General features: G+C 71.7%; 16 protein-coding genes and 3 tRNA genes. 11 read left to right on the plus strand and 8 right to left on the minus strand.

From position 1 onward, the window contains the following. Nucleotides 1-601: 601 nt before the first annotated feature. On the minus strand, nt 602-1,318 hold the full coding sequence (locus tag J4709_RS48950; protein WP_232385231.1) for a SigB/SigF/SigG family RNA polymerase sigma factor: 717 nt from the start codon (nt 1,316-1,318) through the stop codon (nt 602-604). Between the two features lie 814 nt (nt 1,319-2,132). Continuing rightward, nucleotides 2,133-3,536 carry an MFS transporter gene (locus J4709_RS48955; RefSeq protein WP_208252367.1) on the minus strand — a complete coding sequence of 468 codons (1,404 nt, stop codon included), beginning with the start codon at nt 3,534-3,536 and terminating at the stop codon, nt 2,133-2,135. Between the two features lie 115 nt (nt 3,537-3,651). Here J4709_RS48955 and J4709_RS48960 point away from each other — a divergent pair, with 115 nt between their 5' ends. Then, nucleotides 3,652-4,281: a TetR/AcrR family transcriptional regulator gene (locus tag J4709_RS48960; RefSeq protein WP_208252368.1), complete on the plus strand. Its 630-nt coding sequence runs from the start codon at nt 3,652-3,654 to the stop codon at nt 4,279-4,281. 57 nt (nt 4,282-4,338) lie between these two features. On the opposite strand, the gene J4709_RS48965 is transcribed toward J4709_RS48960, so the two are convergent. From J4709_RS48965 to J4709_RS48980, 4 genes are all read right to left on the minus strand, one after another. Then, nucleotides 4,339-6,897 (minus strand): glycosyl hydrolase family 18 protein, encoded by a 2,559-nt coding sequence (locus J4709_RS48965; RefSeq protein WP_208252369.1) that lies wholly within the window; start codon nt 6,895-6,897, stop codon nt 4,339-4,341. A gap of 335 nt (nt 6,898-7,232) precedes the next feature. After that, nucleotides 7,233-7,304 (minus strand) — tRNA-Val (locus J4709_RS48970). A gap of 35 nt (nt 7,305-7,339) precedes the next feature. Continuing rightward, a tRNA-Cys gene (locus tag J4709_RS48975) sits at nt 7,340-7,410 on the minus strand. A 40-nt stretch (nt 7,411-7,450) separates the two neighbouring features. Beyond that, nucleotides 7,451-7,522: transfer RNA gene (locus J4709_RS48980), tRNA-Gly, on the minus strand. A gap of 145 nt (nt 7,523-7,667) precedes the next feature. On the opposite strand from J4709_RS48980, the gene J4709_RS48985 reads away from it, so the two are divergent. The 8 genes from J4709_RS48985 (at nt 7,668) to J4709_RS49020 (ending at nt 17,625) form a co-directional block, all read left to right on the plus strand. Further along, a complete protein-coding gene (locus tag J4709_RS48985; RefSeq protein WP_208252370.1) occupies nt 7,668-8,372 on the plus strand; it encodes an ArsR/SmtB family transcription factor in 705 nt (234 codons plus the stop codon). 146 nt (nt 8,373-8,518) lie between these two features. Continuing rightward, nucleotides 8,519-9,319 carry an aminotransferase class IV gene (locus J4709_RS48990; protein WP_208252391.1) on the plus strand — a complete coding sequence of 267 codons (801 nt, stop codon included), beginning with the start codon at nt 8,519-8,521 and terminating at the stop codon, nt 9,317-9,319. 80 nt (nt 9,320-9,399) lie between these two features. After that, nucleotides 9,400-10,842, plus strand: a complete 1,443-nt coding sequence (locus J4709_RS48995; RefSeq protein WP_307802137.1) for an extracellular solute-binding protein — start codon at nt 9,400-9,402, stop codon at nt 10,840-10,842. Continuing rightward, a complete protein-coding gene (locus J4709_RS54335; protein ID WP_208252371.1) occupies nt 10,814-11,782 on the plus strand; it encodes a carbohydrate ABC transporter permease in 969 nt (322 codons plus the stop codon). The genes J4709_RS48995 and J4709_RS54335 overlap by 29 nt, the downstream gene beginning before the upstream one ends. Beyond that, on the plus strand, nt 11,779-12,606 hold the full coding sequence (locus J4709_RS49005) for a carbohydrate ABC transporter permease (protein ID WP_208252372.1): 828 nt from the start codon (nt 11,779-11,781) through the stop codon (nt 12,604-12,606). The genes J4709_RS54335 and J4709_RS49005 overlap by 4 nt, the downstream gene beginning before the upstream one ends. After that, the gene (locus tag J4709_RS49010; RefSeq protein ID WP_208252373.1) at nt 12,606-13,733 is read left to right on the plus strand and encodes an ABC transporter ATP-binding protein; all 1,128 of its coding nucleotides are present in this window, start codon (nt 12,606-12,608) and stop codon (nt 13,731-13,733) included. The genes J4709_RS49005 and J4709_RS49010 overlap by 1 nt, the downstream gene beginning before the upstream one ends. After that, nucleotides 13,730-14,929: a CehA/McbA family metallohydrolase gene (locus J4709_RS49015; protein ID WP_208252374.1), complete on the plus strand. Its 1,200-nt coding sequence runs from the start codon at nt 13,730-13,732 to the stop codon at nt 14,927-14,929. Before J4709_RS49010 ends, J4709_RS49015 begins: the two co-directional genes overlap by 4 nt. Then, on the plus strand, nt 14,920-17,625 hold the full coding sequence (locus tag J4709_RS49020; protein ID WP_208252375.1) for a glycoside hydrolase family 38 N-terminal domain-containing protein: 2,706 nt from the start codon (nt 14,920-14,922) through the stop codon (nt 17,623-17,625). The genes J4709_RS49015 and J4709_RS49020 overlap by 10 nt, the downstream gene beginning before the upstream one ends. 25 nt (nt 17,626-17,650) lie before the next feature. Here J4709_RS49020 and ppgK read toward each other — a convergent pair whose 3' ends face one another. After that, nucleotides 17,651-18,487, minus strand: coding sequence for a polyphosphate--glucose phosphotransferase (gene ppgK, locus J4709_RS49025; protein ID WP_208252393.1), 837 nt, complete (start codon nt 18,485-18,487; stop codon nt 17,651-17,653). 131 nt (nt 18,488-18,618) lie between these two features. On the opposite strand from ppgK, the gene sthA reads away from it, so the two are divergent. Then, nucleotides 18,619-20,016, plus strand: a complete 1,398-nt coding sequence (gene sthA, locus J4709_RS49030) for a Si-specific NAD(P)(+) transhydrogenase (RefSeq protein ID WP_208252376.1) — start codon at nt 18,619-18,621, stop codon at nt 20,014-20,016. Here the strand turns inward: sthA and J4709_RS49035 are convergent, their stop codons facing one another. Beyond that, nucleotides 20,017-20,430 (minus strand): SsgA family sporulation/cell division regulator, encoded by a 414-nt coding sequence (locus J4709_RS49035; protein WP_208252377.1) that lies wholly within the window; start codon nt 20,428-20,430, stop codon nt 20,017-20,019. Between the two features lie 325 nt (nt 20,431-20,755). Here J4709_RS49035 and J4709_RS49040 point away from each other — a divergent pair, with 325 nt between their 5' ends. Further along, nucleotides 20,756-21,133 carry a PGPGW domain-containing protein gene (locus J4709_RS49040; RefSeq protein WP_307802138.1) on the plus strand — a complete coding sequence of 126 codons (378 nt, stop codon included), beginning with the start codon at nt 20,756-20,758 and terminating at the stop codon, nt 21,131-21,133. Nucleotides 21,134-21,142 lie beyond the last annotated feature (9 nt).

Genomic DNA, 21,142 nt, shown 5'->3' on the forward strand with positions numbered 1-21,142 from the left:
ATACAACGCACGCCTGCGCTCACTACGCCCATGCCCAACGCACACTTGCACGCTCGCCCGTGCACGGCGCGCGCCCGCATGCGACCTGCGCCCGCGCTCAGTGCGTGCCCGCATACGACGTCCGCCCGCATATGATTCGGCGCTCGTATGAGCGCGTGTTCCGGACACACAGTTGCCCGCACACGGTGTCCTAGCGCGGGCCCTACGCTCCGCGAAGGTCGGCGCCCGCGCAGGCACAAGCCTGCACTCGCCGCACGCCCACGCTCACCGCGCACTTGCACAACGCATGTCCGCAGCACGCTCGTCCGCGCAACACGCACTCGCGCGGGGCGCGTGCCCGCACTCGCTACGCCCCTGCGCAGCGCACATCTGCACGCCCGTTCGCGCCCCACGCCCCGTTTGCCCCCACGGGCGCTCGCGCACGGGGTGCGCTCGCAAAGGACGTGCGTCGGGCTTCGGGGGCGGGCCGGGATCAGGTCATGCGTGGGGCGGGTGCCCGCCTGGGGCGTCCGGGTGCTGGTGCGCGCGGGTATTGGGGCGCGCATCGGGGCCCGCACGGGGTGCGGGCCCCGATGCGCGTCTCGTGCACGCGGGGTGGGGGTCAGGTGCCGTACATCTGTTCGCGCAGGTGGCGCAGTGTCTTGCTGAGCAGGCGCGAGACGTGCATCTGGGATATGCCGAGCTCCTGTGCGATCTGCGACTGGGTCTTGTTGCCGAAGAAGCGCAGCAGCACGATCGTCCGCTCCCGCTTCGGCAACTGGGCCAGCAGGGCGTGGAGTGCCTCGCCGTCGACGACGTGCTGGAGTGCGGCGTCCTCGGTCCCGAGCCGCTCCGCGAGCGGGCTCGCGTCGGGGTCGTCGCCGCCGGTGCAGTCCAGAGAGAGCGGCCTGTAGGACTCCCACGCCAGGAGGGCGTCGGTGACCTCCTCCACGGTGACGCCGAGTACGGTGGCGAGCTCGCCGGGCGTGGGGGATCGGCCGTGCGCTTGAAGGAATCGCTGGGTGGCGCGCTGCAATCGGGGTCGCAGCTCCTGGATACGACGGGACACGCGGATGCCCCACGTCCGGTCCCGAAAGTAGCGGCGGACCTCCCCGAGCACCATCGGGTAGGCGTAGACGAAGAACTGGTCGCCGCGTTCGGGATCGAACCTGTTGATGGCGTTGACGAGGCCGAGGTAGGCCACCTGCGCCAGATCCTCCACCGGTTCTCCCCGGTGGGCGTAGCGGTGCGCGATCCGCTGCACCATCGGTGCGTGCATCCGGACGAGCGCCGCGCGCAGTTTCTCTCTGCGGGCGCCGTCCGTGTCGGGACGGTTCATCTCCATCAACAGTGCCTCGGCGGACTGGCCCGCCGGGCCGGCGCCCGCACGGGGCGGGGCCGCGACCGATGTCGCTGGGGAGCTCAGACCGATCACCTCCTGTCGAAGCCGGAGCCGTGCTCGAGACCTCAATACATCGTCTCACGATATAAAGGTCTGTGCTCGATCCTCCGGTTTCGGCAGGTCGTGGTCGTTTGTGAATCACCGCGGCGAGGGGTGGCAGGGTGCGCGATACCAGCTGGGTCGGGCACAGCTGGCCGAGTCGTGCTTCGGCCTGCCTCTTCGCCCGTCCTGCGGCTGGAGCCGGGTAGGACGCAGCCGACGTCGGGATGCCGACCACCTGTCCGTCCAGGCAAAGCGCCGCCGTGGGCCTACGCCCCGCGCCGCTCTCGCCGCGCCACGCCGACGCCAGCCGCCTCGCGCCATGCCGCTGCAGGCCGCGCCGCCCCGATGCTCTTTGCCCGCGCTGACGTCCCTTGCCCGCGCTGACGTCCCTTGCCCGCGCCGCGCTAAATGGTGTTGCTGCCTCTGCTCCGTTCGCGTGTGCGCGTCGCGTGCATGCCATGGCTCTGCAGCGTCGACGCTGTGTCCGCAGCGTTATGTGTGGGCGGTTGCTGTTACGGCGACGTCCCAGTGCCTTGGCGTACCAGCGCCACTACCTCACACCGTTGCGCTGGCCCGTGCGGCGTTGTCCGGGTGCCAGCGTGCTGGTGGCAGGTTCGGCGGGTTGTACCGCATCGGTGCTGGTGCTTGGCGCTCGGTCGGTACTTGATGGGTTGGCGCTGCAGGGCCGTCGGGCGAGGGTGGGTTGTGGTCATTGGGGGCGGGGGGAGGGGGTGTCGTGGCGGAGGGCGAGGGTGATCGGCACGGTGGCGGCCACTGCGGCGACGGCGATGCCGAGGGCGATCCGGAAGCCCGTCGCGAATGCCGCGCCGGCCAGGAGCGGGCCGAACACGGCGACGCCCGCGGACGAGCCGACTTGGCGGCCGGTGTTGAACGCGGCGGTCGCGGCGCCGGTGAGCGCGGCGGGGACCGACTCCACGAGGCGCGTCGTCATGGCGGCGACGACGATGCCGGCGCCCAGGCCCGCCGGGGTCATGGCCAGCAGCATCGGCCACGCTTGCGGCAGTGGCCCGGCGAACAGGATCGCCGCGATCGCGCCGCCGAACAGCAGCTCACCGGCGAGGAGCGCGGCGGTGGTGCCGAACCGTGCAAGCAGTGTCGGCGTCACGAGGTTGCCGAGCGCGATCAGGCCGGTGAAGGGCAGGAAGGAGAGGCCGGCCACAAGTGGTGGTTCGCCTTTGACGTCCTGCAGCAGCAGGCTCAAGGCGAACATCACGCCGTAGAAGGTGAAGTTGAACAGCACGCCGAGCGCGGACGTGCCGGAGAAGCCCGCGCGCCGGAAGAGGCCGAGCGGCAGCAGCGGATCGGCGGCCCTGCGCTCCACGAGGGCGAACGCGACGATCCCCGCCGCGAAGACGGCGCCTGCGGCCGCCACCGCCGGGTGCGTCCAGCCCAGGTGCGGGCCCTCGATCATGCCGAAGACCAGGCCCGCGATGGCGGCGCCCGCGGTGAGCTGGCCGCCGACGTCGATCCGGCGCGGACGTGCCGGGACCGCTCCGACCCGAAGGAGCGTCACCACGGCCGCCACCGCACCGAGGAGGACGTTCACAAGGAACACCGCACGCCACCCGGCTGCGGCGATCAGTACTCCGCCGACCAGCGGCCCGGCGGCCAGGCCGACGCCGCCGGTCGCGCCCCAGACGGCCACGGCGCGGGCCCGCCCGGCGGCGTCGCGCGCCCCGGACGTCGCCAGGGTCAGCGAGCTGGGCAGCAGTAGCGCGGCGCCCGTGCCCATGGCGAGCTGCGCGGCGATCAGCACCGGGACGGCCCCGGCGGCGGCCGCGACGGCGGACGCGGGCGCGACGACGGCCAGCCCCGCGAGGAACACCCGGCGGGCGCCGAGGACGTCCGCGAGCGCTCCGGCGCTGATCAGCCCGGCGGCCAGCGTCAGCGTGTAGCCGTTGACGATCCATTCCCCGGCGGCCGGCCCGCCGTGCAGGTCGCGCAGCATCGTCGGCAGCGCGAGCGTCACGATCGTGGTTCCGAGGAACACCATGAACGCCGCCGCCGATCCCGCCGCGAGCGCGGACCGGTCCCTTCCTTCGGTATCCGGCTTCGTGGCTAGAGGCCGTCTGACCAGCGTCTTCGTGTTCATGCACACCCCTTCGACAAGCGGACTGTGATCGTCCGGTTGTCGACGCTAGCACAAGCGGACGGTACTCGTCCATTTAACTGGAGGCTGTCCGTCCGCTTGCTGGTACATTGAGCGCATGGACGTGACGTGGCCCGCAGTAGACCGGCTGCTGGACGACGGGACCGGGCACCGGCCCCGCGCCGATGCCCGCCGCAACGTGGAACGCCTGGTGGCGGCGGCTCACGAGGCCGCCCGCGAGGCCGGTACGGAGATCACCGCGCATGACGTCGCGCGCCGCGCCGGCGTCGGGATCGGCACCTTCTACCGCCGCGTCGGCTCACTGGAGGAGCTGCTGAAGGCCGTCCTGGACGAGCTGATCGCTGAGATCAACGCGACCGGTGACGCGTGCCTGGCCGCCGACGACCCGTGGGACGGCTTCCGCGAGTTCGCCACGTCCTACATCCGCCGCCGCAACGAGTTGTGCGACATCAGCGAGGCGCTCGGCGACGTCCTCGGCAACTCCCGCGCCGACCTGCGCGACCGCATCCGGCGGCTGGTCGAGCGGGCGCAGGACGCGGGCGCGATGCGCGCCGACGTCAGCTGGACCGACGTCGCGTTCCTGCTGGTGTCGGCGGCGACCGGCCCGCACACCCTCGGCCTGCGGGGCGGCGAGGCGCAGTGGGACCGCAACCTGCACGTCATCCTGGACGGCCTGCGCGCCCCCGGCTCCGGCGATCTGCCCGGCGAGCCCCCGCGGGTGCCGTGAGCGGGGTCAGGGCCGGCACCGCGCGGGGGAGACGGCGCCGGCCCTGAGTCGCGGTGGTCAGCCGAGCCCGTCGTCGAGCGCCTTGGTCAGCACGCCGGGGTCGCCGGACATCTCCCAGATCATCGCGCCGAGCAGGTGCTTGCTCTTCAGCCAGGCCGCCTTCTTCCCGATGGACCAGGCGTCGTCGAACGACCACCACTGGCCGCCGTCGCCGGTGAAGCAGGATGTCGCGACGGCCTGCTCATCGTGCGCGACCGTGCAGTTCGGAAGGCTGGAGATCAGGTTGCCGTAGCCGCGCGTCCCCGCCTCCTCCTGGAACTGGCCGGGCGCCGCGCCGTTGGCGGCCTGCCATTCGCCGCCCTTGCCGCCGTCGGTGACGCCCTGCCAGCCGCGGCCGTAGTAGGCGAGTCCGATCGTCAGCTTGCGCGGGTTCACGCCGGCGTCGAGGTAGGCGTTCACCGCGTTCTCGACGCTGAAGTGGAACGGGTAGGGGTCGTTGGTGTCGGTGTAAAGGTTGGCCTGGTGGCCGGTCCGGTTCGGCTCCCAGGAGTTGTCGCTGCCCGAGCCGTGGAAGTCGTAGCCCTGGATGTTGAAGATGTCCAGGTACTTGGCGACCTGCGGCAGGTCCCAGCCGGCCTGGATCTTCGCCGGGTCCGCGGGGGTGAACGCGGTCAGCTCGTAGCGCTCGCGGGTCTGCGTGGTCAGCGCGTCCAGCTGGCGCCGGAACTCGGCGATGAGCAGCGTGTTGTTCTGCTTGTCGGCCGCGCTGACGTGGTTGCCGGGGTGCCCGTCCGAGCCCGGCCACTCCCAGTCGAGGTCGACGCCGTCGAAGATCCCGGCGGCCGCGCCCGCACCGCCCGCGCTCTCGTATTCGGGCAGGTCGCCCTTGATGTAGGTGTCGATGCAGGAGCTGACGAACTTCTTCCGCGAGGCGTCCGTCGCGGCGACGTCGGAGAAGTACTTCGAGTACGTCCAGCCGCCGATCGAGATGAGGATCTTCAGCTTCGGGTACTTCGCCTTCAGCTTCTTCAGCTGGTTGAAGTTGCCGCGCAGCTTCTCCCAGCCCGTGTCGGCCACGCCGTCCACCGACTGCGCCGCGCTGAACGGGCGGCCGTAGTCCGCCTCGGCGTCGCCCGCGTTGTCGCCCTGGCTCGGGTCCTCGGGATCGGATGTGGTGCCCTTCGTGACGCCCTGCAGGCACGTCAGGTTCTTCGGGTCGATGTTGGCGAACGCGTAGTTGAGGTGGGTCAGCCGCGCCGCATTGCCCGTCGTGTCCAGGTTCTTCACGAAGTACTGCCGCCCATAGATGCCCCATTGGACGAAGTAGCCGACCCGCGCGTACCCGCTCACCACGTCGTCCGTCGTGACCTTCACCGCCGCGCTCTCCGCCGACACGTTGTCGTACAGGTCGCGCGCCCGGACGGTGAACGTGTACTCGGTGGACGGTGACAGTCCCGCGACCGTCGCGGACGTCCCGGTCACCGTCGTGGCGACCTTCCCGTCCACCAGCACGTCGTAGTTCGCGATGCCGGTGTTGTCGGTCGATGCGTTCCACGCCAGCGTGACGCTCGCTGAATCCTTACCTGTGCTGTGCAGCCCGGCCGGGACGGACGGCGCCTGCGTGTCGTCGCCCGGATTGTTCGTCTTCACGGTGACGGGTGCGCTCGCCACGGACAGGTTCCCCTTCCGGTCGCGGGCCTTCACCGTGAACGTGTACTCGGTGTTCGGCGTGAGCCCGGTGACGGTCGCGCTGGTACCGGGCACCGTCGTCGCGAGAGCCGACCCGTTGTACACCTCGTAGGCGGTGACCGGCAGGCTCCCCGCCTTCGCCGCGTCCCAGCTCAGCGAGACGGTCTTGGTCGTCTTCACCGTCGACTTCAGCCCGCCCGGCGCGCTCGGCGGGACGTCCGCGGACCCGTCGCAGTTGGCGTCGTTGATCCGGCAGCTCGTCGGCTCCGCGCCGGACTTGCTGACGGTGAACACCGGACTGTACGGCTCCGTCGTCTTCCCCGCCCCGACCGACGAGTTGTAGTAGGTGGACGACAGGGTGACGGTCGTGCCGCTCTGGCTGATAGTCCCGTTCTGGGCGCCGCTCGCGGTGACGCCGTCCGGCAGGTCGAACACGATCGTCCAGCCGTCCACCGCCGTGTCGGTATTGTTCGCGACGACGAACTTCGCCTGCGTCCCGCTCACCGAGTACTCCGCGGTCACCGCCTTGACCGTCGGCGGCGGCTCGCCGGTCCCGTCGCAGTTCGCGCCGTTGAGCAGGCAGTTCGTCGGCTGCGAGGCGGAACTCAACGTGAACGTCGGGCTGTACGGCTCGGTGCTCCCGCCCGCCTTGACGGTGTTGATGTAGAACGCGGGCGTGAGCGTCACCTTCGTCCCGTTCTGGGACACCGTGGCGTTCTGCGGGTTGCTCACCGTCACGCCCGCCGGCAGCTCGAATGTCAGCTTCCAGCCGCTCACATCGGACGTCCCGGGATTGGCGACCACGTACTTCCCGGTCGTCCCGGAGAGGCTGAACGCGGCGGTCAACCGCGAGGCCGCCCGCGCGGGAGCGACCGCCAGTGCCGCGACGACCACGAACGACGCCAGGACCGCGAGGAATCTTCGCATGCCGAACACCTGCTTCCGGGGTGGTGGTGCTACGACGACCCGGCCGCCCCCGAACCGGCAATTGATAGGAAGGTTTCCTATCAATTAACGAGCAAGGTAACCGCCCGCCCCCTCGCCGACAACCCCCGGTCGCCCAGCCCCCGCGCCAACCACCCCAGCTAGCGCACCGAACCAGTCGGAATCCACCAGAATCTCGGCACAAAGAGCCGAACGATCCACCGGCCCCCGTCAACACCTGACAACCCAGGCTTCCCCGAAACGCAATCCCCCGGGCCAACACGAAGAGGGAGTGACGGCCCGCGCTTTCCGCGGGCACATCACTCCCAACTTGATCGTGGGCGATACTGGGATTGAACCAGTGACCTCTACCGTGTCAAGGTAGCGCTCTCCCACTGAGCTAATCGCCCGTGCACGTGGTCTCCGGGGGGAGACACGGCGGTTGAGGTGGAGACGGGATTTGAACCCGTGTACACGGCTTTGCAGGCCGTTGCCTCGCCTCTCGGCCACTCCACCAGAAGAGACCTTCTGGATCACAGCCTGAAAGGCCCCTCAGAGCGGAAGACGGGATTTGAACCCGCGACCCTCACCTTGGCAAGGTGATGCTCTACCCCTGAGCCACTTCCGCGTGTGCTGCCCGGTGCCTTGCGGCCCCTTGCGGCGACGGGGAAAACATTAGCGCGTCCGCGGCCGTTCCCCAAACCGGGTTTCCGGCGAGGCGCGCAGAGGATGCTTCGGTGCTGGTCGAAGGGTGCGGCGCCTAGGGTCGAGGTATGGCAGAACTTGCTGTTACTTCGGACATCGCGCCGGTGGCGGCGTTGCTGGCCGATCGGGCGCGGGCGGCGATGCTGACGGCGCTGCTGGACGGGCGTCCGCTGGCGGCGGGGGAGCTGGCGCGGACGGCGGGGGTGAGCGCGCAGACCGCGAGCGCGCACCTGGCGAGGCTGCTGGAGGCCGGGTTCGTCACGGTGGTGAAGCAGGGGCGGCACCGGTACTACCGGCTGCAGAACGCCGAGGTGGCGCAGGTGATCGAGGCGCTGTCGCGGATCGGCCCGCAGGTCGAGGTGCGGAGCCTGCGGCAGTCGCGGGACGCGCGGCGGCTGCACACGGCGCGGACGTGCTACGACCACCTGGCCGGCGAGGCGGGGGTGGCGCTGTTCGCGGCGCTGGTGGACGGCGGCCTGATCGAGCGGGACGGCGAGGAGGCGTTCGAGGTCACCGAGAAGGGCGAGGACCGGCTGGGTGTGCTGGGGCTGGACGTGCCGGCGTTGCGCCGGTCGCGCCGCCGGTTCGCGTGGGAGTGCCTGGACTGGACGGAGCGGCGGCCGCATCTGAACGGGGCGCTGGGCGCGGCGCTGACGGCCCGGATGATCGAGCTGGGCTGGTTCGAGCGGGGGACGACGCGGCGGGCGCTGAAGGTGACGGAGGGCGGCCTGAAGGGCCTGGCCGACTCGTTCGGGTGCGTGCTGATGCTCTGACTCGGCCGGATGAACTCGAAACCCGTCCCCCGGGAGCCGTACTGTGGGGCTATCGGCCGGGTGACGCGGACTCCCGGCGGGGGAGGTGGCTTCAGGTGACGGCGCAGGCCGAGGGCGGTCGGGCCAGGATCTGGCTGAACGGTGAGATGGTCGATCCCGAGCGGGCCGTGGTGTCGGTGTTCGACCACGGCATGCTGGTCGGCGACGGGGTCTTCGAGACGGTGAAGGCCGCGCACGGCGAGCCGTTCGCGCTGACCCGGCACCTGCGGCGGCTGGCGGCCTCGGCGGCGGGGCTCGGGCTGCGCGAGCCCGATCACGACGCGCTCGCGCAGGGCGTGCTGGAGGTGCTGGCGGCGGCGCCGAAGTGGCCGCTGGCGCGGGTCCGGATCACCTACACCAGCGGTCCGGGGCCGCTCGGCTCGGCCCGCGGCGACGCGGGCCCGACGGTGTCGATCATCGTGGACGAGCAGGCGCCGTTCCCGCCCGCGGGCGCCGTGACGGTGGTGCCGTGGCCGCGCAACGAGCGGGGCGCGCTGTCCGGCCTGAAGACGACGTCGTACGCCGACAACGCGCTGGCGCTCGCCTACGCCAAGGAGCGCGGCGGCGGTGAGGCGATCTTCGGCAACCTCGCGGGGAACCTGTGCGAGGGCACGGGCAGCAACGTGTTCCTCGTCCGCGGCGGGCGGCTGGTCACGCCGCCGCTGTCGTCGGGCTGCCTGGCCGGGGTGACGCGCGCGCTGGTGCTGGAGTGGTGCGGCGGCGAGGAGGAGGACGTCCCGCTGGAGGAGCTGTACCGCGCGGAGGAGGCGTTCCTGACGTCGACGACCCGCGACATCCAGCCGATCCGGGCGGTGGACGGCACCGTCCTGCCCGAGGCCCCGGGGCCGATCACCGCGAAGGCGATGGAGGCTTTCGCGGCCCGCTCCGCCGAGCTGATGGACCCCTGATCAAGAAAACGATCTCCTGGGTCTTTACGTGATCGCCTTCTTCGGTGACGTTAAGTGGTGACGCTTGTAGGAGGTCACCCGTGGTCAGCTCCCGTAGGGACTTCTCCAGAAGGCGAATCGGCCGGGCCCGGATCGGCGCGGCGGCCGCGCTCGTACTGGCGGGCGCGACGCTCGCCGGCTGCGGCGGCGGCGGATCCTCGACCGATCCGGATCGGGGCAAGGACGCCAAGAGCTTCACCCTCACCGTCACCCGGAACGCCATAGCGGGCGGTAAGAACGCCGGCGAGGCCGAGTGGCTCGCCAACACCGTCATCCCGAAGTTCGTCGCCGCCGAGAAGGCCAAGGGGATCACCGCGAAGGTGACCTTCCGCGGCCAGGGCGTCGACGACGAGGCCTACAAGACCAAGCTCGCGCTGGACCTGAAGTCGCGGTCCGGCGCCGACATCATGGACATCGACGGCATCTGGGTGGGGGAGTTCGCCCAGGCCGGCTACATCAAGCCGCTGAGCGAGGCGGTGGGCGCCCCGGCGGACGCCTGGGACGGCTGGGCGCAGATCCCCGCTTCGGTCCAGCAGCTGGCGCTGTTCGACTCGAAGAAGTACGGCATCCCGTCCGGCACCGACGGACGGCTCCTGTACTTCAACAAGAAGCTGTTCGCGCAGGCGGGCCTGCCGGCGGACTGGCAGCCGAAGAGCTGGCAGGACATCATCGCGGCCGGGCGCGCGCTCAAGAAGCTCTCCGGCGTGACCCCGATCCAGCTGGACGCGGGCACCGCGATGGGCGAGGCGACCAGCATGCAGGGCGTCCTTCCCCTGCTGGCGGGCGCGGGCGCGCAGATCTACCAGGACGGCAAGTGGACCGGCGGCGGGCAGGCGGTCAAGAGCGTCCTCGGCCTGTACGCGCAGATCTACGGCTCCGAGAAGCTCGGCGACCCGAAGCTCCAGGAGGAGGCGAAGGGCCGCGACAAGTCGTTCGAGGAGTTCGCCGCCGGCAAGATCGGGATCCTGGCGGAGGGCGACTACCTCTGGCGGGACGTGCTGAACCCCAAGGACGGCGTCGCGAAGATGAAGACCCGCGACAGCGACGTCGGGTTCGCGCTGATCCCGGCGGTGTCGCCCGGCAAGGGTGTGCGCGGCCAGTCGTTCGTGAGCATGTCCGGTGGGCCGCTGACCGTGATGAACCCGAACACCAAGTACCCGCAGCAGGCGTTCGCGTTCATGGAGTTCATGAACTCGGCGGAGATGGTCAAGGCGCGCACGGCGGGGACTCCCGAGATCACGTCCCGGACGGACGTGAACAAGCAGATCCTCACGGGCGACCCGCTGCTGACGTTCGTCTCGGAGAAGGTCCTGCCGGTCACGTCCTACCGGCCGGGCCTGGCGGTCTACCCGCAGGTGTCGACGGCGCTGCAGGAGGCCACGGCGGCGGTCGTGTCGGGCAAGAGCCCCGACCAGGCCGCCGCGCAGTACACCAAGAAGCTGGAAGGGATCGTCGGTGGCCCCTCTCACGTCTCCGCCCAGTGAGGCGGCGCGCGGCGGTGGCGGCACCGCCGCGGCGTCCGCCGGCGGGGACGCGGCGGGGCTCGGACGCGGGCGCGCGGCGGCGTTCGTCGCGCCCGCGCTCGTCCTCGTCGCGGTGTTCCTCGTCTTCCCTGCGCTCTGGACGCTCTACCTCGGCACGACCGACTACCGGCTGACGGGCCTCGCGGCGAGCAGACCCAAGTTCGTCGGCGTGCAGAACTACGGCGACGTGCTCGGCGACGGCGACTTCCACCACTCGCTGTGGTTGACGCTGCAGTTCGTGCTCGGCTCGGCGGTCATCGGGCAGACGCTGCTCGGGTTCGCGATCGCGTGGGTGATGCGCGACCGGACGGGGTTCGTCCGGCGGGTCGTCGAGGCGCTGGTGCTGCTGGCGTGGATCCTGCCCGGCTCGGTGATCGCCTTCCTGTGGATCGCGCTGCTGGACCGCGACGGCGGCACGCTGAACGCGCTGCTCGGCACCCCGGGCACGGCCTGGCTGATCGACCATCCGATGGCGTGCGTGATCGTGTTCAACGTCTGGCACGGCACCGCGTTCTCGATGATGCTGTACGGCGCCGCGCTCGGGAACGTTCCACCGTCGCACCTGGAGACCGCCCGCCTCGCCGGCGCGTCCACGTTCCAGACGCTGCGGGACGCGGTGCTGCCGCGCATCCGCGGGCACGTGCTGACCAGCCTGCTGCTGATCAGCCTGTGGACGTTCAACGACTTCACCCCGTTCCTGATCACCGCGGGCGGGCCGGACCGGCAGTCGGAGATCATGTCGGTGTACGTGTACCGGACCGCGCTCGGCGACGGCCGGCTCGGCTTCGGCGCCGCCATCTCGCTGATCATGATCCTGATCAACCTGGTGATCGCGCTGGTCTACCTGCGCGCGCTGCGCGAGCGCGGCCGGCGCGCGTCCCGGCAGGCGGTGGCCGCATGAACGCCCTGGTCAGAGAGGTGCTGCGGCGGATCGGGCTGGCCACGTTCGTGTCCGCCGTGCTCGGCTTCTTCGCGCTGCCGCTGCTGTGGCTCGCCTTCACCCCGTTCGACTCCAGCCCCGGCATCGCGGCGTCCCTGCCCGACTTCACCCTGCACAACTTCAAGATCCTGATGGACAACCCGTACGCGCTGGAGTCGCTGCGCAACTCGGTGCTGCTCGCCGCCGGGACGGCCCTGCTCGTGGTCGTCTGCGCGGCGCTCGCGGCGTACGCGCTGAGCCGCGTCCGGGTGCCGGGACGGGACGCGCTGCTGTACGTCCTGCTCCTGCTGTCGTCCATCATCACCGGGACGGCGGCGATGGTGCCGATCTTCCTGCTGGCGTTCAACCTGCACCTGATCGACTCGCGGCTCGGCGTGATCCTGGTGCTGACCGGCGGGCTGCTCCCGGCCGCGATCTTCCTGCTGAAGGACTTCACGGACTCGACGCCGACGTCCTACGAGGAGGCGGCGCGGGTGTTCGGCGCGTCGCCGCTGCAGATCCTGCGGCACGTGGTCGTCCCGGTGATCCGGCCGGGCCTCGCCACGGTCGGGGTGTGGACGGTCGCGCAGGTGTGGGGCGACTTCCTGATGCCGTTCCTGCTGCTGCGCAACCCGGACAAGGCGCCCGCGTCCGTGATCATGTACACGTTCTACACCGAGGGCGGCCAGCCCGACCTGCCCCTGATCTCCACGTTCTCGCTGCTGTACTCCCTGCCGGTCGTGGCCATGTACCTGTTCGTGAGCCGCCGGTACGGGTTCCGCTTCCACGGAGGGATCAAGCGCTGATGGCGGCCATCACCATTCGGGAGCTGACGAAGGTCTATCCGGGCGGCGTGCGGGCCCTGGACGCTCTCGACCTCGACGTGGCGGACGGCGAGTTCTTCGCGCTGCTCGGCCCGTCCGGCTGCGGCAAGACCACGCTGCTGCGGACCGTCGCCGGGCTGGAGGCCGCGACGTCCGGGACGATCGCGCTCGGCGGCGCCGACGTGACGCGGCTCCCGCCGGGCCGCCGCGACGTCGGCATGGTGTTCCAGGACTACGCGCTCTTCCCGCACATGAGCGTCCTGGACAACATCGCCTACCCGCTGAAGATCAAGAAGCGGGCCAAGGCCGACCGGCACGCCCGCGCCGCCGAGGCCGCCGACTACCTGGGCCTGGAGGGGTTGGAGAGGCGGCGTCCCGGCGAGCTGTCGGGCGGCCAGCAGCAGCGCGTCGCGCTGGCCCGCGCACTGGTCGCCGAACCGCGGATCTTCCTGCTGGACGAACCGCTCTCCAACCTCGACGCCAGGCTGCGCCTCGAAGCCCGCACGTTCCTCAAGCGGCTGCAGAAGGAACTGGCCGTGACCACCGTGTTCGTCACCCACGACCAGGCCGAGGCGCTCGCGCTCGCCGACCGCATCGCGGTCATGGAGAAGGGACGGATCCGGCAGCTCGGCACGCCCACCGAGGTGTTCCGCCGCCCCGCGAACCTGTTCGTCGCGTCGTTCATCGGCTCCACGCCCATGAACCTGCTCCCCGGACGCGTCGAGGACGACCGCGTCATCGCGGCCGGCGCCGCTCTCCCCCTACCGGACGAGGCGCGCGCGCGGATCCCGGCGGGGGAGGAGATCGTCTGCGGGGTACGACCCGAGTACCTCGACTACGGCGACCGTCCGGTCGACGGAGCGTTCGCCGGACGGGTGTCCGTGGTCGAGCACCTGGGCGGCAGCGCCCTGGTGACGCTGGACGTGGAGGGCGAGCCGGTGCACGTCGTCGTGGGGGAGGGGCACGAGCCCGCGCCCGGCGACGAGGGCTGGGCGCTGCCGCGGCCCGGCCGCGTCCTGCTGTACCGCGACGGCGAGCTGGTGACCGCGGCGGACGAGCCCGACGTGCCCGAACCGAGGATGGCCCCGACAGGGAAGGACAACGGATGACCGTTCATCGGGGGAGATGGACCCTGGAAGACCGCCTCGAGCAGGGGCTGCGGGAGCTGCCGTTCGACGTCCCGGCCGGGACGGCGGCGGTCACGGTGGAGCTGTCGTTCGACGGCGGCGTCATCGATCTCGGCTGCGGCGGGCCCGGCGGGTTCCGCGGCTGGTCGGGCGGCGCCCGCCGCACCTATACGGTCGCCGCCGACTGGGCGACCCCCGGCTACCTGCCGGGCGAGCTGGAACCGGGCACCTGGAACGTCTGGCTCGGCCTGCACCGGATCCCGCCCGACGGCGTCCCGTACGAGGTCACGGTGACGACGTCGTCGTCGCTGCCGCCGCGTCCTGAGGCTCCGGCGCCGCCACCGCGTCCCGAACGCCCGCCGCGCCGCGACCTGCCCGCCCCGTCCGGAATGCGGTGGCTCGCGGGGGACCTGCACTCCCACACCGTGCACAGCGACGGCACGCTCACCGTCCACGAGCTGGCCTGCCTCGCCGCGTCGCGAGGGCTGGACTACCTCGCGGTGACCGACCACAACACCGTCAGCCACCACCCCGAGCTGCCCACCGCCGGCGCGCACGCGGGCGTCTTGCTGCTGCCCGGCCAGGAGGTCACCACCGACCTCGGGCATGCCAACGTGTTCGGCGACACCGGCTGGGTCGACTTCCGCCGCCCGAGCGCCGACTGGGCCGCGTTCGCGCAGTCCCGCGGCGGGATCATGTCGATCAACCACCCGCTCAGCGGCGACTGCGCGTGGCGCCGCCCGCTGCCGCCCGAGTCCCGGCCGCGGTTCGCCGAGATCTGGCATCCGTCCTGGTGGGACCGGCGCTGGGGTGCCCCGCTCGCGTGGGCGGACGTGTGGCGGCCCACCGGGATCGTCCCGCTCGGCGGCAGCGACTTCCACGACCCCGGGCAGTTCAAGAACCTCGGCGAGCCCGTCACCTGGGCGCTCACCGAGGACGACCGGGTCCTCGACGCGCTCGCCGCCGGGCGCGTGGCGATCGCGGCGGGCCCGGACGCGCCCGTCCTGCTGCGCGTCGAGGACGACCTGATCGCGCTGGACGCCGACGGCACCGTCCTGTGCCGGCCGGACGGCCGGCGCGTCGCGGTGCGCGGCGACAAGGTCCGGATCCCGGCGGAGGGGCCGGGGATGCACCGCCTGGAGACCCACGAGAACGAGGTGATCGCACTGTGCGGCTGAACGCCCCCGAGATCGTCGTCGTGCCCCACACCCACTGGGACCGCGAGTGGTACCTGCCGTTCCAGCGGTTCCGGCTGCGGCTGGTGTCGCTGATGGACGGCGTCGTCGACCGGATGGAGGCCGACCCCCGCTGGCGCTTCACCCTCGACGGCCAGATGGCCGCCGTCGACGACTACCTGGAGATCCGGCCGGAGCGGCGCGAGCGGGTCGCGGCGCTGGTCCGGGACGGGCGGCTCGCCGTCGGGCCGTGGCAGATCCTGCACGACGAGTTCCTGTGCTCGGGGGAGAACATCGTCCGGAACCTCGAGCTCGGACTGCGGCGCGCCGAGGAGCTCGGCGCGGCGATGATGGTCGGCTACCTGCCCGACCAGTTCGGGCACTGCGCGCAGACGCCGCAGATCCTGAAGCTCGCCGGGATCGAGCACGCGTGCGTGTGGCGCGGCGTCCCGGACCGGGTCCGGACGCGCTCGTTCGCGTGGGAGGCACCCGACGGCACCGCGATCCGCACCCAGTACCTGCCCGAGGGCGGCTACGGCAACGCGGCGTCGATGTTCGAGGAGTTCGCGGACGGCGCGTCGCTGCTGCCGGGCCGCGCCGCCGGGTTCGCCGAGGCGATGGGCAGCTGGTACCCCGACGGCGGCCCGCTGCTGGCGATGTACGGCGCCGACCACACCGCGCCCGCCGCCGACCTCGCCGACCGCGTCGGCGGCGCCGGGACCGAGATGCGGCTGGACACCCTCGCCGGCTACTTCGCCGGCCAGGACCCCGCTGCGGACGGCCTGACCCGGGTCCGCGGGGAGCTGCGCTCGCACGCCCGCGCCAACATCCTGCCCGGCGTGATCTCGGTGCGTCCGCGGCTGAAGCAGCTGATGGGACGCGCCGAGCGGCTCGTCGAGCGGTACGCCGAGCCGCTCGCGGCGCTCTGGTACGCGGGCGACGCGCAGCGGTTCCTCGACCTGGCGTGGCGGCGGCTCGTCGAGGTCAGCTGCCACGACTCGGTCACCGGCTGCGGCAGCGACGAGACCGCCGAGCAGGTCGCCGCCCGGATGGCGGAGGCCGAGCAGCTCGGCCGCGCCGTCTGCGACCTGGTCACCGCCGAGCGCGCCGCCGCCGTCCCGCTGGGCGCCCACCTGGTCTTCAACCCGACGCCCGATACCCGCGCCGGCCTGGTGTTCCTCGACGTCCCCGGCGACGGCGAGCCGGGGTTGGAGACGGGCGACGGGCGCCCGGTGCCCGTCCAGGTCCTGGGGACGGCGCCGACCGTGCTGGACGACGCCGTCCACCCCGCGTCCGCCCTGCCCGTCCTGCTGGAGAGGGTGTACGGGCGGGTGCTGTTCGGGCAGGAGATCCGCGACTGGTCGGTATCGCGGGACGAGCGCACCCTCACCTTCCACGTCACGGCCCGCGCGGACACCCCGTTCGACATCGGCGACGTGCGGGCGGCGCTGACCGGCGCCGAGGGGGAGTGGCGCGTCCGGATCCTGGCCGACCCGCGCCGGGAGGTCGCCGCGCTCGTCGAGGTGCCCGCGCTGGGCCTGGCGGCCGTCCGCACGGGCGCGCCCGCCGCCCCGGATGCACCGGTCACTGCCGACGGGAACGTCCTGGACAACGGCCTGCTGCGCGCCGAGGTCCGCGGCGATGGCACGATCGGGCTGCGGACGCCCGGCGGCGCCCTGGTCGAAGGCGTCGGCCGGATCGTGGACGGCGGCGACCTCGGCGACTCCTACAACCATGCCCCGCCCGCCGCCGACCGCCTCGTCGGCGACCCGTCGTCGGTGCGGGTCGAACCCGTCTGGGCCGGGCCGCTGGTCGCCGCGCTCGACATCGTCCGGACGTACCGCTGGCCCGCGTCCGGCGACGTCGCGGCCGACGCCCGGTCGGAGGCCGAGGAGGACGTCACCGTCGTCACCCGCGCCGAGCTGCGCACCGGCGAGCCGTTCCTGCGGCTGCGCGTCACCTTCGACAACCGCTGCGCTGACCACCGCGTCCGGCTGCATGTGCCGCTGCCCCGGCGGGCGGAGTCGTCGTTCGCCGAGGGGCAGTTCGCGGTCGTCGAGCGCGGGCTGACGGCCGAGGGCGGGTTCGGGGAGCGGCCGCTGCCGACCTATCCTGCGAACGGGTTCGTGGCGGCCGGGGGCCTGGCCGTCCTGCTGGAGCACGTCACCGAGTACGAGGTTGTGGGCGAGGGGCGCGAGCTGGCCATCACCCTGATGCGCTCGATCGGCTACCTGTCCCGCGACCGCAACGCCTACCGCGACCAGCCCGCCGGCCCGCAACTGCCGACCCCGGGCGCACAGTCCCGCGGCGAGCGGACGGTCGGGATGGCGATCATGCCCTACGAGGGCGAGCGGCCGGGCGACGACGTGGTGGAGGCCGCCGAGAGGTTCCGGCACGACCTGCTCGCCGCCGCCGGCTACGGCCCGGCGGAAGCGCCCGCTCCGCCGTCCCGCGACGGTCTGTCGATCATCGGCCCCGGCGTCGCCATGACCTCGCTGCAGCCCCGCGGCGACGGCTGGATCGAGGCCCGGATGGTCGCCGAGACCACCGCGCCCGCCACCGCCGTCCTGCGCGGTGCGTTCACCGAGGCCGCCCGCGCCGACCTGCGCGGACGCCCTGGCACGCCGCTCGACGTGCACGACGGCACGGTCGTGTTGGCGCTGCGTCCCTGGGAGATCGCCACGGTCCGCCTCCGCTGAGTGATGCGAGCGGGGCGGCGCGGGGTCAGCGGGCGGCCTCGGCCGTCCCGCCCTCGCGCTGCCGCCCGCCCGTCGTGCCCGCCTTGCGCACCTCGTGCGGCGTCGGCTCGGCGACCTCCACCGGATGCGCCGCGGCCGCCGCCATCGCCGCGCCCACGATCCCGGCGTTGTTCACCAGCCGCGCCGGGACGATCGGCGCCCGCACGCCCTCGATCAGCGGGACGAACCGGTCGGCCTTCTTGCTCACCCCGCCGCCCACGATGATCAGCGACGGGGAGATCAGCGCCTCCAGGCGCGCCATGTACGTGCCGAGCCGCTTCGCCCACTTCTCCCAGCCGAGGCCGTGCTCCTCGCGGGCCTTCGCCGACGCCCGCACCTCGGCGTCCTTGCCGTCGATCTCGATGTGCCCGAACTCGGTGTTCGGCACCAGCACCCCGTCGGTGAACAGCGCGCTGCCGATGCCGGTGCCGAGCGTCAGCACCACCACCGTCCCCTTGCGGCCGCGGCCCGCGCCGATCCGCATCTCCGCGACCCCGGCCGCGTCCGCGTCGTTGAGCAGGGTGATCTCCCGCCCCGTCGCGTCCGCGATCAGCGCCGCCGCGTCCAGCCCGATCCAGTGCTTGGACACGTTGGCCGCCGACAGCGTCACCCCGTCGATCACCACGCCCGGGTAGGTCACGCCGACCGGCCCGTCCCACCCGAAGTGCTCGACCACCTCGGCGAGCACCTTCGCCACCGGCTCCGGCCTGGACGGCTGCGGCGTCGCGACCCGGTACCGGTCCTCGGTGAACTCGCCGCTGGACAGGTCGACCGGCGCCCCCTTGATGCCCGACCCGCCGATGTCGATCCCCAGCATCCGCATGCTCATGACCCATCCCTGCCCGTGCTCATGACCTACCTGTGCCCGCTCGACGGCCAGGGTAGGCCGTGAAGATCGCGATTCGTCCGCGGGAAACCCTTATGCCGGGCGCGCGCCCCGGTCAGACTGGGGGCGTGAATGACTTCGATCTCCTCGTCCTCGGTTCGGGGCCCGGCGGGCAGCGCGCGGCCATCGCCGCCGCCAAGCTCGGCCGGAAGGTGGCCGTCGTCGATCGCCGCGAGATGATCGGCGGAGTCTGCATCAACACCGGGACGATCCCCTCCAAGACGCTCCGCGAGGCCGTGCTCTACCTCACCGGCCTCAACCAGCGCGAGCTTTACGGCCAGAGCTACCGGGTCAAGGACGACATCACGGTCGCCGACCTCGGGATGCGGACGCAGCACGTGATCAGCCGCGAGACCGATGTGATCCGCAGCCAGCTGGCCCGCAACCACGTCACCGTCCTGCCCGGCACCGGCCGGTTCGTCGAGCCGAACGCGGTCGTCGTGACCGGCGGGCGCGAGCAGAAGGTCACCGCCGACAAGATCGTGATCGCGACGGGCACCCGTCCCGCGCGCCCCGACAGCGTCGCCTTCGACGAGAAGACGATCATCGACTCGGACGGCATCATCCACCTCGACCACGTCCCCGAGACGATGGTCGTGGTCGGCGCCGGGGTGATCGGCATCGAGTACGCCTCGATGTTCGCCGCGCTCGGCACCAAGGTCACCGTCGTCGAGCGGCGCGACCGGATGCTCGACTTCTGCGACCTGGAGATCGTCGAGGCCCTCAAGTACCACCTGCGCGACCTCGCGGTCACCTTCCGGTTCGGCGAGACCGTCGCGTCCGTCGAGCGGATGGCCCGCGGCGCGATCACCGTGCTGGAGAGCGGCAAGCGCATCCCCGCCGACACCGTGATGTACTCCGCCGGACGGCAGGGGATGACCGACGACCTGCAGCTGGAGGCGGCCGGCCTGGGCGCCGACCGGCGCGGCCGGATCAAGGTGGACGAGCACTACCGCACCGAGGTCCCGCACATCTACGCGGTCGGGGACGTGATCGGCTTCCCGTCGCTGGCGGCCACGTCGATGGAGCAGGGCCGCCTCGCGGCCCACCACGCCTGCGGCGAGCCGGTGTCGGACATCATCGACCTGCAGCCCATCGGGATCTACACCATCCCGGAGATCAGCTTCGTCGGCCGCACCGAGGACGCCCTGACCGAGGCCAAGGTGCCCTTCGAGGTGGGCGTGTCGCGCTACCGCGAGCTGGCCCGCGGCCAGATCATCGGGGACTCCTACGGGATGCTCAAGCTCCTGGTCTCCCCGGACGACCGCAAGCTCCTCGGCGTGCACGTCTTCGGCACCGGGGCCACCGAGCTGGTGCACATCGGGCAGACGGTCATGGGCCTCGGCGGTACCGTCGACTACCTGGTCAACGCGGTGTTCAACTACCCCACGCTCGCCGAGTCGTACAAGGTCGCCGCCCTGGACGCGATGAACAAGATGCGCCACATGGCCCGGCTGTCGGAGTGATCACGACGGCCAGAGCAGGTTCTCCAGCTCGTCGTCGATATCGATGAACTCGGTCTCCTCACCCGCAGGCACGGCCTGGTAGGTGCGGTGCAGGAAGTCGGCCAGGGGCGGGAGCGGCACCTCGAACAGGGCGTTGCCGAACGGCGACGACAACGCGATGTTCAGCGTGCCGTCGTCCCGCGCCGGCCAGACCTCGACGTCCCCGTCCCCGACCTTGCGCACGATCCCCACGGTGAGCAGCTCCCGTGCGAAGATCCACTCCACCGGCTCGTCGTCGCCCACGTAGAACGCCATCCGGATCGCGTACGGGTCGTCGGCCGCGTACTCCAGCCCGGCGAGCAGGGGGACGCTCGTGCGGTCGGGGACGACGAGACGAAGGCCCAGCTCCGCTGAGACTGTGGTACTGCTGTTCATGGCCATTCCCTCTTACGTCGGTCCCGCTGGCTCGCGGGGTGTCCGGTGAGTGCTTCTCCCTCACACGGATGTCCCCCCGATCTATGACGCCTAACTGCCGCGGCGCGGTCCGACATTCCACGGCCCCCGGTCATTGTGATCCATCTCACGCTCGCAAAACTCGCTTCTGACCTGCGCAAAAGCGGATCTTCGCCAGAGATCGACTTCCTTCGGTCACCGGCCGGGGCCGGGTAGGCTCGCGGGGTGAGGCGGCGATCTTCTGGCTTAGGGTAAAACTGTGACAATTAATGATGAAAAGGATGCTCCACCGGGCGAACTCGGCCCCGTGAAGCGCTTCCGCGAGTCCATCCGGCGCAACCCGGTCCTCAACACCGCCTGGCGCGTGGGCGTCTTCGCCGTCGGCGCGACCGTCCTCGCCGGCGGCCTCGTCATGATGGTCACCCCAGGGCCCGGCATCGTCGGGATCGTCCTCGGCCTGGCCGTCCTCGCCACCGAGTTCGCCTGGGCCCAGACCGCCCTCCACCGCGCCAAGGCCGCCGCCGAACGCGCCAAGCAGAAGGCCCTCGACCCCCGCAAGCGCCGCCGCAACGCCGCCCTCGGCGCCACCGGCGGCGTCCTCGCGGGCACCCTCGTCGTCGGCTACCTCGCCGCCTACGGCTTCGACCTGCCGTGGAACGTCGAGGACCTCACCTTCTGGAACTGATCGCCGATC

The sequence above is a fragment of the Actinomadura violacea genome (assembly GCF_017573465.1).
GTDB lineage: Bacteria > Actinomycetota > Actinomycetes > Streptosporangiales > Streptosporangiaceae > Spirillospora > Spirillospora violacea.

Bases quoted from the DNA above. Each gene is read 5' to 3' on its own strand.
- J4709_RS48950 (WP_232385231.1), bottom strand. From the start codon at position 1,318: ATGAACCGTCCCGACACGGACGGCGCCCGCAGAGAGAAACTGCGCGCG.
- J4709_RS48955 (WP_208252367.1), bottom strand. From the start codon at position 3,536: ATGAACACGAAGACGCTGGTCAGACGGCCTCTAGCCACGAAGCCGGAT.
- J4709_RS48960 (WP_208252368.1), top strand. From the start codon at position 3,652: ATGGACGTGACGTGGCCCGCAGTAGACCGGCTGCTGGACGACGGGACC.
- J4709_RS48965 (WP_208252369.1), bottom strand. From the start codon at position 6,897: ATGCGAAGATTCCTCGCGGTCCTGGCGTCGTTCGTGGTCGTCGCGGCA.
- J4709_RS48985 (WP_208252370.1), top strand. From the start codon at position 7,668: ATGGCAGAACTTGCTGTTACTTCGGACATCGCGCCGGTGGCGGCGTTG.
- J4709_RS48990 (WP_208252391.1), top strand. From the start codon at position 8,519: ATGGTCGATCCCGAGCGGGCCGTGGTGTCGGTGTTCGACCACGGCATG.
- J4709_RS49005 (WP_208252372.1), top strand. From the start codon at position 11,779: ATGAACGCCCTGGTCAGAGAGGTGCTGCGGCGGATCGGGCTGGCCACG.
- J4709_RS49010 (WP_208252373.1), top strand. From the start codon at position 12,606: ATGGCGGCCATCACCATTCGGGAGCTGACGAAGGTCTATCCGGGCGGC.
- J4709_RS49015 (WP_208252374.1), top strand. From the start codon at position 13,730: ATGACCGTTCATCGGGGGAGATGGACCCTGGAAGACCGCCTCGAGCAG.
- ppgK (WP_208252393.1), bottom strand. From the start codon at position 18,487: ATGCGGATGCTGGGGATCGACATCGGCGGGTCGGGCATCAAGGGGGCG.
- J4709_RS49035 (WP_208252377.1), bottom strand. From the start codon at position 20,430: ATGAACAGCAGTACCACAGTCTCAGCGGAGCTGGGCCTTCGTCTCGTC.